This window comes from Thermopolyspora sp. NPDC052614 (genome assembly GCF_040678635.1).
Taxonomy (GTDB): domain Bacteria; phylum Actinomycetota; class Actinomycetes; order Streptosporangiales; family Streptosporangiaceae; genus Thermopolyspora.
On record NZ_JBFATZ010000006.1, the window covers coordinates 44,337 to 57,470 of the forward strand.

General features: G+C 72.0%; 11 protein-coding genes. 7 read left to right on the plus strand and 4 right to left on the minus strand.

What is annotated here, in order from left to right; genetic code table 11:
* Nucleotides 1-4: 4 nt before the first annotated feature.
* Nucleotides 5-913, minus strand: a complete 909-nt coding sequence (locus AB0K60_RS14765) for a DJ-1/PfpI family protein (protein WP_364053639.1) — start codon at nucleotides 911-913, stop codon at nucleotides 5-7.
* Nucleotides 914-943: 30 nt separating this feature from the next.
* Nucleotides 944-1,546, minus strand: coding sequence for a cysteine hydrolase family protein (locus AB0K60_RS14770; RefSeq protein ID WP_364053642.1), 603 nt, complete (start codon nucleotides 1,544-1,546; stop codon nucleotides 944-946).
* A gap of 539 nt (nucleotides 1,547-2,085) precedes the next feature.
* Between AB0K60_RS14770 and AB0K60_RS14775 the strand changes: the two genes are divergently transcribed.
* The 3 genes from AB0K60_RS14775 (at nucleotide 2,086) to AB0K60_RS14785 (ending at nucleotide 5,757) form a co-directional block, all read left to right on the plus strand.
* Nucleotides 2,086-2,859 carry an aldolase/citrate lyase family protein gene (locus tag AB0K60_RS14775; protein ID WP_364053645.1) on the plus strand — a complete coding sequence of 258 codons (774 nt, stop codon included), beginning with the start codon at nucleotides 2,086-2,088 and terminating at the stop codon, nucleotides 2,857-2,859.
* Nucleotides 2,860-3,347: 488 nt separating this feature from the next.
* Nucleotides 3,348-4,004: a lysophospholipid acyltransferase family protein gene (locus tag AB0K60_RS14780; RefSeq protein WP_364053648.1), complete on the plus strand. Its 657-nt coding sequence runs from the start codon at nucleotides 3,348-3,350 to the stop codon at nucleotides 4,002-4,004.
* A gap of 115 nt (nucleotides 4,005-4,119) precedes the next feature.
* On the plus strand, nucleotides 4,120-5,757 hold the full coding sequence (locus tag AB0K60_RS14785; protein WP_364053651.1) for a penicillin-binding transpeptidase domain-containing protein: 1,638 nt from the start codon (nucleotides 4,120-4,122) through the stop codon (nucleotides 5,755-5,757).
* A gap of 375 nt (nucleotides 5,758-6,132) precedes the next feature.
* Here AB0K60_RS14785 and AB0K60_RS14790 read toward each other — a convergent pair whose 3' ends face one another.
* Nucleotides 6,133-6,405: a DUF3040 domain-containing protein gene (locus AB0K60_RS14790; protein ID WP_364053654.1), complete on the minus strand. Its 273-nt coding sequence runs from the start codon at nucleotides 6,403-6,405 to the stop codon at nucleotides 6,133-6,135.
* A gap of 134 nt (nucleotides 6,406-6,539) precedes the next feature.
* On the opposite strand from AB0K60_RS14790, the gene AB0K60_RS14795 reads away from it, so the two are divergent.
* The 4 genes from AB0K60_RS14795 to AB0K60_RS14810 all read left to right on the plus strand — a co-directional run bounded on the left by AB0K60_RS14795 (nucleotide 6,540) and on the right by AB0K60_RS14810 (nucleotide 12,059).
* On the plus strand, nucleotides 6,540-7,586 hold the full coding sequence (locus AB0K60_RS14795; RefSeq protein ID WP_364053657.1) for an Rv2578c family radical SAM protein: 1,047 nt from the start codon (nucleotides 6,540-6,542) through the stop codon (nucleotides 7,584-7,586).
* A gap of 126 nt (nucleotides 7,587-7,712) precedes the next feature.
* On the plus strand, nucleotides 7,713-7,856 hold the full coding sequence (locus tag AB0K60_RS14800; protein ID WP_364053660.1) for a hypothetical protein: 144 nt from the start codon (nucleotides 7,713-7,715) through the stop codon (nucleotides 7,854-7,856).
* A gap of 80 nt (nucleotides 7,857-7,936) precedes the next feature.
* The gene (locus AB0K60_RS14805; RefSeq protein ID WP_364053663.1) at nucleotides 7,937-11,311 is read left to right on the plus strand and encodes a PDZ domain-containing protein; all 3,375 of its coding nucleotides are present in this window, start codon (nucleotides 7,937-7,939) and stop codon (nucleotides 11,309-11,311) included.
* Nucleotides 11,312-11,321: 10 nt separating this feature from the next.
* A complete protein-coding gene (locus tag AB0K60_RS14810) occupies nucleotides 11,322-12,059 on the plus strand; it encodes a 50S ribosomal protein L11 methyltransferase (protein WP_364053666.1) in 738 nt (245 codons plus the stop codon).
* 279 nt (nucleotides 12,060-12,338) lie between these two features.
* On the opposite strand, the gene AB0K60_RS14815 is transcribed toward AB0K60_RS14810, so the two are convergent.
* Entirely contained in the window at nucleotides 12,339-13,121 is a 783-nt protein-coding gene (locus tag AB0K60_RS14815; protein WP_364053669.1) for an SDR family oxidoreductase, read from the minus strand.
* Nucleotides 13,122-13,134 lie beyond the last annotated feature (13 nt).

The following is a 13,134-nucleotide window of genomic DNA, read 5'->3' on the forward strand; positions in this document are numbered from 1 at the left end:
CGTCTCAGGCGGCACGCGACCGCAGGCGACGCAGCATCCGCGCGTCGCTGAACCCCACCGCCCGCGCCGCGGACTCCACCGTCGCCCCCTGACCGATCAGATGCTCGGCCCGCTCCACCCGCAGCACCTGCTGGTAACGCAACGGCGTCAACCCCGTCGCCGCCCGGAACAACCGCGTCAGCGTACGCTCGCTCACCCCCGCCGCGGCCGCGAGATCCGCCAGCGGAAGCCGCTCGGCGAACGCCGAATCGATCAGATCCTGGGCCCGATGCACCGCCTCGCTGACATGCGCCCGATACCGCAGCATCGCGCTGGCCTGCCGCTCGTCGCCGTTGCGCCGCGCGTACACCACCATCGCCCGGGCCACCCGCGCCGCCACCGACGGCCCGTGCCGGACGGCGACCAGATGCAACGCCAGATCAATGCCACTGGCGATCCCCGCCGACGTCACCACCCGGCCGTCCACCACATAAAGGACGTCCCGCACCACCCTGGCCTTCGGATACCGGACCGCCAGCTCCTCCTGCAGGTCGTGATGGGTGGTACAACGACGGCCGTCCAGCAGCCCCGCCCGCCCCAGCGCGTCCGCGCCCGCGCACACGCTGGCCACCACGCCGCCCGCCGCGTGATGCGCGGCCAGCCTCCGCAGCGCGGCCGCGCCGATCGGGCCGTACCCGCGCAGCGTCGGCGACCGCCAACCGGGCACCATCACCAGATCACCGGCCGCCGTCTCCGGCCAGTCCACCCGCGCCCGGAGCGGCAGGCCCTGCGCCGACAGCACCTCCTCGCGCTCGGCCACGTACACCAGCTCATAGTCGTGGCCGAAGCCCGCCGCAGTGGAGAACACCTGGGCGGGCCCGGCCAGATCCAGCAGATGCAGCCCCGGCACCAGCAGGAAGACCACCCTGCTCATCGTCCGGCGCCCCCGACACCGCCCGGCACGTCAGCCGACCGCGCCGACCGGCACGCCCGTCACCTCATCCACGGTGCGAATCGTAGCGAACCGGCCATCGAGCACGAACACCGTACGCTCCACCACATCGGCCGCCTGCATGGTCGACGGGTCCGCGACGATCTCGGCCACGCTGCGATCCGCCGGCGCGTCCCGACGCGGAATCGGGAACGTCGCCGTCGCGTCCACCACGAAGTCGACCTCGTACCCCAGATCGAACGCCACCCGGGTCGTCGTCTCACAGCACTGCTCGGTACGGATGCCGCACACCGTCAGCTTGCCCACCCCATTCCGGGTGAGCGTCTGGTGCAGGTTCGTCGTGGTGAACGAGTTGAGCGACGTCTTGACGATCACCGGCTCGCCCTCTCGCGGCTCCAGACCGTCCATCAGCCGGACGAAGCCCGACGCCGCATCGAAGACGTCCCCCGTGCCCGGCTCATTGTGCAGAACCCACACCACCAGCTCGCCCCGCTCCCGGGCGGCGGCCACCAGCCGGTTCACCTGATCCACGATGTCCGGATTGGACACCGCCTCCCACAACGGCCGCCGGCGGAAGGATTCCTGTACGTCGATGACGATGAGTGCGTTTTTCATGCCACAATCGTCGCCCCGCCCCCTGCCCGCTCATAAGGCATGATCAGGCCCCGATGCGGAACGATCCGGTCATCACCCGCCATCGGGCAAGATCGCGCCGCATGGCCACGCGCGGCCACCGGTCCGGGCACTGCCGCGCCTCGCGCCCGAGGATCCGGCGCGGACCGGGCGCGGCTCCGGCTCGCCCGGCCGCCGGAATCCGCGCCGCTCGTAGTACGGCGCGTTCCACGGCACCTCGGCGAACGGTCAACGTCACGGCGGCCATGCGATCGCGGGCGGCCAGGTTCGTCACGTGGTCCAGCAGTACGAACCCGGGGCCAACCGGTTTGGGGGCTGTTAGTGTCGGTGGGTTATGGGTTTTGCGGGTTCTGTAACCGTAGAAAGCGATCCCCTTTACTTTGTAGATCAAGATAGTGATGGCGGGAGATCGTTTCGTTCGGCCGTACAGGGGTGTTCCGGGCCTGGGACGGGCACAGTCGTGACAGCACACCCCGTTCCGGGGCGGCAGGAACGCGTCGCACCATCGGAAGGAATCATTCATGACGTTCGCCGCACGGCTTCGCGGCCGCGAGCGGATCGCCGGGGTCTGGCAGATCACCCCCAGCCCGGTCATCGCGGAACGGCTCGCCACCCTCGGCTTCGACTACCTCTGCCTGGACACGCAGCACGGCCTGATCGACTACGCGTCGTTCGTGGCGGCCGTCACCGCCGTGGACGCGGCGGGCGGGGTGGCGATCGGCCGGGTGGCCGCCAACGACCCCGCCCGCATCGGGCGCCTGCTCGACGCCGGGGCGCAGGGCGTGATCGTGCCGCTGGTGAACTCCGCGGAGGAGGCCGCGGCGGCCGTGAGCGCCTGCCGCTATCCCCCTGCGGGCACCCGCAGCTACGGCCCGGCACGCTCCGACCTGCGCATCGGCCCCGACCCCCGCGCCGCCGACGAGGCCGTGGCGTGCATCGTCATGATCGAGACGCGCGGAGCCCTGGAGGACATCGAACGGATCTGCCGCATCCCCGGCCTCGACGGCGTCTACATCGGCCCGTCCGACCTCGCCCTCGCGCTCGGCGCGCCACGCCCGGGAGAGACGGCCGGCACGCCGGAGTTCGCCCAGGCGTTCAAGCGGATCACCGCCGCCGCCGAGAGCGCCGGCATCGGGTGCGGCGTGCACTGTCACAGCGCCGACGAGGCGGCCCGCATGCTCGACGACGGCTTCACCTTCGCCACCGCCTGCAGCGACCTGTCCCTGCTGGAGGAGGCCGCCCGGGCGGCGCTGCGCACGGTCACGCCCTCCCCCGGCGCCGCCGGCCCGCGCTGACCCGGCCCCGCGAGCGGCCCGGCGGCGGACACGCGACGCCTCGGCCGACCGGGGCGGCGGGTTCGAGCCCATCCCCGGTCCGGGCGTATGCCGTCGTACCCGCCGAACCACGGCGGATCGGTGGAGAAACGGCACGCGCCGGACGGCGTGGCTGGAATAAGCACCGATGAGCGTGGGTTAGAGTCGTGAGGCCGATGTGGTCTGTGTCCCCCGGGCCGCAATTAACGCCTTCACGGAATACCGTCCGGCTGGAGCCGTGTTGTGCCTCTCGCCGAGGAGGCGACCGCCACATCGGCTCAAAGCATCGTGCCCCCCGTGACCAAGGTCGCGGGGGGCACTTCGCTTTCCGGTGGATGCCCTGGGTGGAGCGTTACACGACCGGCCCGCGGGCGACCGGTCCCGGCCGTGTCGCCTCGGCGGCGGGGCCTGGCGCCGCCTCCGGGGCACAGTCATAGGGTTGGCTCGTCGGCCGAGATCGGGAGACACACGTGCTGTACCGCCTCACCAAGATCGTCAGTGGTCCGTTCCTGCACCTGCTGTGGCGTCCCCGCATCGAGGGCGCCGACCACGTCCCCATCACCGGCCCGGCGATCCTCGCCTCCAATCACCTGTCGATCCTCGACTCCACCTTCCTGCCGCTGATGCTGCCCCGCAAGGTGAGCTTCGTGGCCAAGGCCGAGTACTTCACCGGCAATCCCCTGACGGCGATGTTCATGCGCGCCACCGGCCAGATCGCGATCGACCGCGAGAGCGCCTCGGCCGCCCAGGCCATGCTCGACGCCGCCGCCGACCTGCTGAAACGCGGCGAGCTTTTCGGCATCTACCCCGAGGGCACCCGGTCTCCCGACGGGCGGCTCTACCGGGGCAAGATCGGCGTCGCCTGGCTGGCGCTGACCACCGGCGCCCCGGTGCTCCCGGTCGCGATGATCGGCACCGACCGGGTGCTGCCGCCGGGCCGGTCCGTCCCCCGCGTCCGCAGGATCGGCGTACGCGTCGGCGAGCCGATGACCTTCAGCGGCGACCCCGGGCACGCCCGTACCCGCCGGGAGGTCACCGACCAGGTGATGCAGGCCATTCAGAAACTTTCAGGGCAGGAGTACGTCCCGGTGTACGCGTCCAGCGTCAAAGCCCGCCGACAGGAATGAGTGCCGAATAACGCGTAATGCGGCGCAAATCACCCCTAGAACGGCGGAGCGGACCGGCCTTCCCGGCGTCTCCGGGCTAGTCTGCTGGAGACACCGAGCGACCGGGGGGAAGCACGTGCCGCGGGCCCGTACTATCGCGATCACCGCCGTCGCCGTCGTAGTCGTGGCCGGAGCCGGGGCGGGCGGCGCCTACTACCTGCTGCGCACCCAGGGCACGCCGCAGGAGACCGCCGAGCGGTTCGTCCAGGCCTGGAGCAAGGGCGACACGGCGGCGATGCGGGCGCAGCTCGGCGAGCGCGCCCCGAACTTCGCGCCGACCTACGACCGGCTCGCCAAGGACCTGCGCGTGAAGTCCACCGAGGTACGCATCACCGGCGTCACCACGACCGGCGACGACCGGGCCAAGGCCGCCTACTCGGCCACGCTCGCCATCGGCGACGCCGGCCGGTGGACCTACCAGGGCTCCATCGACCTGAAGGTCGAGGACCGGCGCTGGACGGTGGACTGGACGCCGAAGGCCGTACACCCCCGACTCGACGGCACCAATCGCCTGGCGCTCAAGACCACCTGGCCCGAGCGGGCCGCGATCACCGACTCCGGCGGCGGCCGCATCGACCAGGGCGACGTCGGCGGCTCGGTGCAGCAACTCGTCGGCTACGTCGACAAGGCCGACGCCAAGGACGCCGCACGGCTGGGCGCGCCGTACAAGCAGGGGGATCCGATCGGCAAGGCCGGCCTGCAGGCGACCTTCCAGAAGCGGCTCGCCGGCACGCCCAGCACCGCGATCCAACTGGTCGGCGCGGACGGCAAGTCGGCCGAGACCCTCGACACCCTCAAGGGCGCCGAGGGCGAATCGGTGCGCACCACCCTGGACATGTCGGTGCAGGCCGCCGCCGTGAACGCGGTGCGGGACGTGGACAAGCCCACCTCGCTCGTGGCGATCCGGCCGTCCACCGGGGAGATCCTCGCCGTCGTCAACAACCGGGGCGGCTTCAACCGGGCGCTGGAGGGCGGTTACGCGCCCGGATCGACGTTCAAGACCGTCACCGCCGCGGCGCTGCTGGCCGAGGGCGTGGCCCCCGACGAGCGGGTCACCTGCCCCAAGAACGCCGTCATCGGCGGCCTGAAGATCCGCAACTCCGACAACGAGGCGTTCGGCGCGATCTCGTTCACCGACTCCTTCGCCCACTCGTGCAACACCACGTTCGCGCCGCTCGCCGCCAAGCACCTGGGGGCCCGCAAGCTGCAGGAGGCGGCCGAATGGTTCGGCTTCAACCAGGCGCCGCGCATCGGCGTCCCCGCCGCCAAGCCCAACATGCCCCTGGCGTCCAGCGACGCCGAACTCGCCGCCGAGTCGTTCGGCCAGGCCAGGATCACCGCCAGCCCGCTGGTGATGGCCGGGGTCGCCGCCGCCGTCGCCGACGGCTCCTGGCGCCCGCCCACCCTGGTCGCCTCGCCCGAACGTAAGGGCACGCCCAAGCCGCTGCCCGACGGCGTCGCCGAGCGCCTGCGCCCGATGATGAGGGCCGTGGTGACCAGGGGCACCGCCGCCAAGGCCGGGCTGCCCGAGGGCACGGCGGGCAAGACGGGCACCGCCGAGTTCGGCACCGGGCCCAAGCTGAACACCCACGCCTGGTTCATCGGCTACCGGGGGAACCTGGCGTTCGCCGTCGTAGTCGAGGGCGGCGGCGGAGGCGGCGCGGTCGCCGCGCCCGTCGCCGCCAAGTTCCTGCGCGGCCTCGCCTCCACCTGATCCGCGCGGCCGGCATCGGCTCCGCCGTGTTATTCGGGTCGCTGGGGAATCTGGTGTTCGCGCCGATGATGTCCGCCGTGGTGACCAGGGGGACCGCCGGGCAAGGCCGGGCCGCCCGAGGGCACGGCGGGCAAGACGGGCACCGCCGAGCCCGGCACCGGGCCCAACGCCCAACGGCCACGCCCGGTTCATGCCACCGGGGGAATCCGGCGTCCGCCGTCGTGGTCGAGGGGGGCGGCGACGCGGTCGCCGTGCCCGTCGCGGCCGAGTTTCACGCCCCGGGAATCGGCCTCCCGGGACCGCGCAGGAGACGCGGTGGCGGGAACGGCATGCGAAAGAGCCGCCTGGGCGGCAACCGGGCCGGGGCCGCCCCGGTCAGAAGGCGAGGGCGGCGGCGTCGTGGCGGAACGCCATGATCAGCAGCGTGGTGATCAGGGTCGCGATCAGCAGCCAGCTCACCAGGATGATGATCGTGGACCGGCTCGGGCGGCGGCGCGCGGGTCGGGTGGCCCGGCGGCGCTCGGCGTTCTCTCTGCGCTCGACACGGTCGTTGAACGACTCCAGCCGGGCGGCGAGTCGCGGATCCTCGTCACTGAGGTGACGCTCGATCTGCGCAAGCAATCGCTCCTCGTCCCGCGACCAGGCCATGCCGGACCTCCCGCAACGCAAGGTTTGTAGCGACGTTCTGCCCAGACATGAAGATCATTAGCCGTGTCGTTGCTCGCAATTTACAACGGGCTTCCATGTTGCGATCATCATCGAACGGCTGTTCTAATCAAGGCATGCGCTGGGACAATCTGCGGCCGTCCGCGACCGGCGAGGGCGATTCGGCTCCAGCCCTGATCCCCAGGGGGGCGGTCGTCCGGACCTTCGACACCCCCGAGTTCCGGGGCATCACCTTCTACGAGGTCCAGGCCCGGTCGATCATCAACCGCGTCCCCGGCTCCTCGCGCGTGCCCTTCGAATGGACGATCAACCCCTACCGGGGGTGCTCCCACGCGTGCGTCTACTGCTTCGCCCGCAAGAGCCACACCTACCTGGATCTGGACGCCGGGCGCGACTTCGACTCCAAGATCATCGTGAAGGTCAACGCCGCCGAGCTCGCCCGCCGGGAGCTGGCCGCGCCCCGATGGCGGGCCGCGGCCGGGCGGCCGCACATCGCGCTGGGGGCCAACGTCGACTGCTATCAGCGCGCCGAGGGGCGCTACCGCCTGATGCCCGGCATCCTGCGGGCCCTGATCGACGCCGCCCAGCCGTTCTCCATCCTCACCAAGGGCTCGCTGATCCTGCGCGACCTGGAGCTGCTGACCGAGGCCGCGCACGTCACCGGGGTGCAGGCGAACGTGTCGGTCGGGTTCACCGACGAGCGGGCCTGGCGGCCGGTCGAGCCCGGCACGCCGTCGCCGCGCAAGCGACTGGAGGTCTGCGCCACGCTCAACGAGCACGGCGTCGGCTGCGGGGTGCTGATGGCGCCCATCCTCCCCTACCTCACCGACTCGCCGGCTCAACTGGAGCGCACCGTGCGGGCGATCGCCGAGGCCGGCGCCACCCACGTCACGCCGATCGTGCTGCATCTTCGTCCCGGGGCGCGCGAGTGGTTCATGGCGTGGCTGTCGCGCGAGCATCCCCGCCTGGTCCCCCGCTATCTGGAGCTGTACGGGCGGGGCGCCTACGCCCCCAGGGCGTACCAGGAGCGCGTCGCCGCCACCGTCAGGGAGCTGGCCGAGCGGCACGGCGTCGGCAGGTCCGCCGCGAGGCCCGCGCACGCGGGCAGCGCTCCCCCGCCGGCCGCGCCCGCGCCCGGGGCCGAGCAGCTGACCCTGCTCTGAGCCAAGCACTGCCCAGGAAAGCTCCGATTCGTCGCCATATGAGGTGATTGGCGACATTTGCGGGTATCACTCGCGCGCTGTCAGGGGGCGCGCGGCGCGTCCCCGCACCCATGAGAAGGGGGAACCATGGGCGACCAACGTAAGAAACCTGTGAAATCTTCGAGCAAGGCCAAAAAGGCGGCCATCAAGGCCACCCGCGAGGCGAAACAGGCCAAGAAGATGGCACGACGCGGCGAGCTGGTACTAGAGCCCGACGTGGAACGGGACTGACCCCGGCTTTCAGGTGGCCGGCGCTTATTCGCCTTGTCTAAAGGCGCGTCTATAGTGCCGTTGACCGCCTGATCACCATCGTGAGGGATTCGATGCCCGCCTACCTGCGCTTCCCGACGATCTTTCGTGACGTCATCGTGTTCGTGTCCGAGGACGATCTGTGGATGGTGCCCGCAGCAGGCGGTCGCGCGTTCCGCCTGACCGCGGGCGTCGCGGAGGCGGGCTACCCCCGCTTCTCGCCCGACGGCGAGCACCTCGCCTTCGTCGGCCGCGAGGAGGGCCCCGACGAGGTCTACGTGATGCCGGCCGAGGGCGGCCCCGCCCGCCGCGTCACCCACCAGGGCGCCCGCTGCACCGTCACCACCTGGGACCCCGACGGCAACGTGATCTACGCCAGCGACGACGGGCAACCCTTCGCCGGACGCAAATGGCTGCACAAGATCAACCCCGCCGACCCCGCCGACGTGCCCCACCGCCTGCCGTACGGACCGGCGAACTCCATCTCCTACGGCCCGTCCGGCGGCGTCGTGCTCGGTCGCAACACCGCCGACCCGGCCCGCTGGAAGCGCTACCGGGGCGGCACCGTCGGCGACCTGTGGATCGATCCCACCGGCGACGGCGAGTTCACCCGCCTGCTCTCCCTCGCCGGCAACCTCGCCTCCCCCTGCTGGGTCGGCGACCGCGTCTACTTCCTGTCCGACCACGAGGGCATCGGCAACGTCTACTCCTGCACCCCCGACGGCGCCGACGTGCGCCGGCACACCGACCACGCCGACTACTACGCCCGCAACCTCTCCGGCGACGGCCACCGCCTCGTCTACCACGCCGGCGCCGACCTCTACCTGCTCGACCCCGCCGAGGGCGAGTCCCGCCAGGTCCCCGTCCGGGTCGGCAGCTCACGCACCCAGCGCAACCGCCGGTTCGTCCCCGCCGAACGCTACCTCGACAGCGCCACCCTCAACCACGACGGCAGCGGCCTGGCCATCACCACCCGCGGCAAGGCCTACTCCTTCGCCAACTGGGAGGGCCCGGTCCTGCAGCACGGCGAGCCCGACGGCGTCCGCTACCGCCTGCTCACCTGGCTCAACGACCACAAGCGCCTGATCGCCGCGGCCGCCGACGAGTCCGACCGCGAGACCCTGGTGGTGCTCACCGCCGACGGCACCGCCGCCCCCGTACGGCTCGCCCACCTCGACACCGGCCGCGCCACCAACCTGCTCGTCTCCCCCAAACACGACAAGGTGGTCATCACCAACCACCGCAACGAGCTGCTGCTGATCGACCTCACCGCCGACGACCCCGCCGAGGCGACCCTGACCGTCCTCGACTCCAGCCGGTACGGCCGCATCGACGACCCGGCCTGGTCCCCCGACGGCCACTGGCTCGCCTACACCTATCCCCCCAACGCCCAGACCACCTGCATCAAACTGTGCCGCGTCGAGACCGGCGAGACCTTCGACGCCACCCGGCCGGTGCTGCGCGACCGCCGCCCCGCCTTCGACCCCGAGGGCGACTACCTCTACTTCATCGGCGAACGCGTCTTCAACCCCGTCTACGACTCCCTCCAGTTCGACCTGGGCTTCCCGCTCGGCACCCGGCCGTACGTGATCGCCCTGCGCTCCGACGTCCCCTCCCCCTTCGTCCCCCAGCCCCGCCCGCTCAAGGACGAAGGAAAGGACAAGGAGCAGCACGACGCCGACAAGGGCCCGACCGGCGAGGAGAACGGCAAGGACGCCGCCGGGAACGGCGACGCCAAGGACCAGGTCAAGGACGAGACCAAAGACGAGGCCAAGGACCAGGCCAAGGACGCCGACGCGACGGGCGGCGACGGAGCCGACGGGGACGACGCCGAAAAGCCCCTGGAGATCGAGATCGACGGCATCGAACGCCGCGTCGCCGAGTTCCCCGTGCCCGAGGGCCGCTACGGCCGCATCGTCGGCATCAAGGGCAAGGCCATCTACTCCATCTACCCGGTGCAGGGCTCCCTCGGCGACAGCCACTACTCCGACTCCGACGCCCCCTCGGGCAGCCTGCGCGTCTACGACTTCGAGAAGTACAAGCACGACCACTACATCGGCAACGTCGGCGACTTCGCCCTCGGCCCCGACTTCGCCACCCTGCTGTACCGTTCCGACCGCAGGCTCCGCGTCATCAAGGCCGGGGAGACCCCGCCGGACGAGGACTCCCCCGGGCGCAGCAGCGGCTGGATCGACCTGAGCCGCGTCAAGGTCTCGGTCCGCCCCGAGGCCGAGTGGCGGCAGATGTTCCGCGAGGCCTGGCGCCTGCAGAAGGAGCACTTCTGGGTCGAGGACATGGCCGGCGTCGACTGGGACCGCGTCTACGACCGCTACCTGCCGCTGGTGGACCGGGTCGGCACCCGCGGCGAGTTCTCCGACCTGCTGTGGGAGCTGCACGGCGAGCTCGGCACCTCGCACGCCTACGAGATGGGCGGCGAGTACCGCCCCCGCCCGCACTACTGGCAGGGCAAACTCGGCGTCGACTGGGAGTACCGCGACGGCGTCTACACCGTCGGCCGCATCGTCGGCGGCGACTCCTGGAGCCCGGAGACCACCTCCCCGCTCAACCGCCTCGGCGTGGACGTCCGCCCCGGCGACGCCGTGCTCGCCATCGACGGCCAGCCGATCGGCCCCGCCGCCTCCCCCGGCCTGCGCCTGGTCAACCAGGCCGACCAGGAGGTCCAGCTCACCATACGGCGCGGCGACGAGGAACCCCGTACCGTCACCGTCAAGGCCATCTCCGACGAGCAGCCCGCGCGCTACCGCGACTGGGTGGAGGCCAACCGCGCCCACACCCACGAACGCACCGGCGGCCGGGTCGGCTACCTGCACATCCCCGACATGAGCCCCGAGGGCTACGCCGAGTTCCACCGCGGCTTCCTCGCCGAGTACGACCGCGAGGGCCTCATCGTCGACGTCCGCTTCAACGGCGGCGGCCACGTCTCCTCGCTGCTGCTGGAGAAGCTGGCCCGCCGCCGCCTCGGCTACGACTTCCCCCGCTGGGGCGTCCCCGAGCCCTACCCGCCGGAGTCGCCGCGCGGCCCGATGGTCGCCATCACCAACGAGTGGGCCGGCTCCGACGGCGACATCTTCAGCCACACCTTCAAGCTGCTCAAGCTCGGCCCCCTCGTCGGCAAGCGCACCTGGGGCGGCGTCATCGGCATCTGGCCCCGCCACCGCCTCGCCGACGGCACCGTGACCACCCAGCCGGAGTTCTCCTTCGCCTTCGACGACGTCGGCTGGCGCGTGGAGAACTACGGCACCGACCCCGACATCGAGGTCGACATCACCCCGCAGGAGTACGCGCAGGGCATCGACGCCCAACTCGACCGCGCCATCGACGTCGCCCTGGAACGCCTGTCCACGCACCCCCCGCACACCCCCAACCCGGCCGACCGCCCCCGTCTCCCCCTCCCCCACCTGCCGCCCCGGCAATGAGGCACAGCCGATGACCTCGCCCCCGCCGGCCCTCCCGGCGACGCCGAAGGCCGTGGTCGAGGCGTGCACCCGCCCCGCCACGCCCGCGTACGTGCCCGAGGTACGGCTCCGCGTCGCCGACGAGGTGTTCGACCTGTGGCAGCGCACCGGCCGCCTGCCGTACTGGGCGTTCGCCTGGGCGGGCGGCCTGGCGCTCGCCCGCCACGTCCTCGACCACCCGGGGCTGATGGCGGGCCGCGCCGTGCTGGACCTGGCCTCCGGCTCGGGACTGGTCGCCATCGCCGCCGCCCGCGCGGGCGCGGCGTCGGTGATCGCCGCCGACATCGACCCCCTCGCCGGCGCCGCCATCGCCCTCAACGCCGAGGCCAACGACGTACGGGTGACCGTGCTCTTGGACGACCTGCTCGCCGCGCCCGATCGACCCTACGGCCACGCTCCGCGATCCGGCCCGGAACCCGGCACGCAATCGGGCCCGAAAGCCGGCCCGAATCGCAGCACGGAATTCGATCCGGATGCGACCGAGGTCGTGCTCGCCGGCGACGTGTTCTACGAACGCCCGATGGCCGAGAGCATCATGGCGTACCTGGAACGCGCCCGGCGGCGCGGCGCCACCGTCGTCGTCGGCGACCCCGACCGCGCCTACCTGCCCCGCCACCGCTTCACCCGCCTCACCACCCACCAGGTGCCGGGCAGCGGCCTGCTGGAGGCCGAGGAGATCAAGACGGCCACGGTCTGGCGTCTCCCCTGACCCGGACGCTCGGGCCGCGTCAACCCGCGGACGGCGCGGACCCGCTCCGGCCGATCGTGCCGAGCAGAAGCCTCGCCATCCGCTCCCCCCCGTCAACGCGGACCGTCTCGGGCCACGGCGGCCGCGCGGGCGACGGGCGCGACCCGTAGGTCCAACGCCACGCCCACGGCGCAGCCCCGATCTCCGTACGACCCCGTGTGGAAGGGCGATTGTGCGATACGACCGGGGTCGTGTGACAAGCCCCGGAGGGATGGACCCGCCTGCGGCGGGATCCTCCGCTCAGGCGCCGGCGCCGCCGTCCACCGGCACGATCGCGCCCGTCACCATCGAGGCCCGGTCGCTCAGCAACCACGCGGCCACCTCGGCCACCTCCTCGGGCTCGGCCATCCGGCCCATCGGCGTCGCAGCCTTGCTGGCCGCGATGACGCCGGGGCTCATCGCCTCCCACTCCTCCATCATCTCCGTGGCGGTGCCGCCGGGGGTGATGCCGTTCACCCGGACGCCCTCACGGGCCCAGGTCACCGCGGCGGTCTCGGTGAGGCTGTTGAGCGCGCGCTTCATGGCCCCGTACGCGGGCAGGGCGGGGTTGGCGCGGCGGCTGCCGATGCTGGAGGTGTTGACGATCGCCCCGCCGCCGTTGCGTCGCATGAGCGCGGCCTCGGCGGTCATGGCGGTCCAGTGCGCGCGGAAATTGACCGCGAACTGCCGGTCGATGTCCTCATCGCTCGTGGTGTCGAGCGGGCCGGGCCGCTGGCCGGCCGCGCCGTTGTTGAACGCGCCGTCGAGCCGCCCGTGCAGTTTCTCGACCTGATCCACGGCGGCGCGGATGCTCGCGCGGTCGGCCAGGTCCATGGTGACGGCGTCGGCGACGCCCCCGCCGGCGCGGATCTCGGCGACGACGCGGTCGAGGGCGTCGGTGGTGCGGGCGGCGAGCACGACGGCGGCGCCCTCGCGGGCGAAGAGCCGGGCCGCGGCCGCGCCGATGCCGCGGCTGGCGCCGGTGATGAGAACGACCTTGCCGGCGAGCAGGCCGACGGGCGTGCTGTCGATGTTGTTCGTCATGCCGGACAGCGTG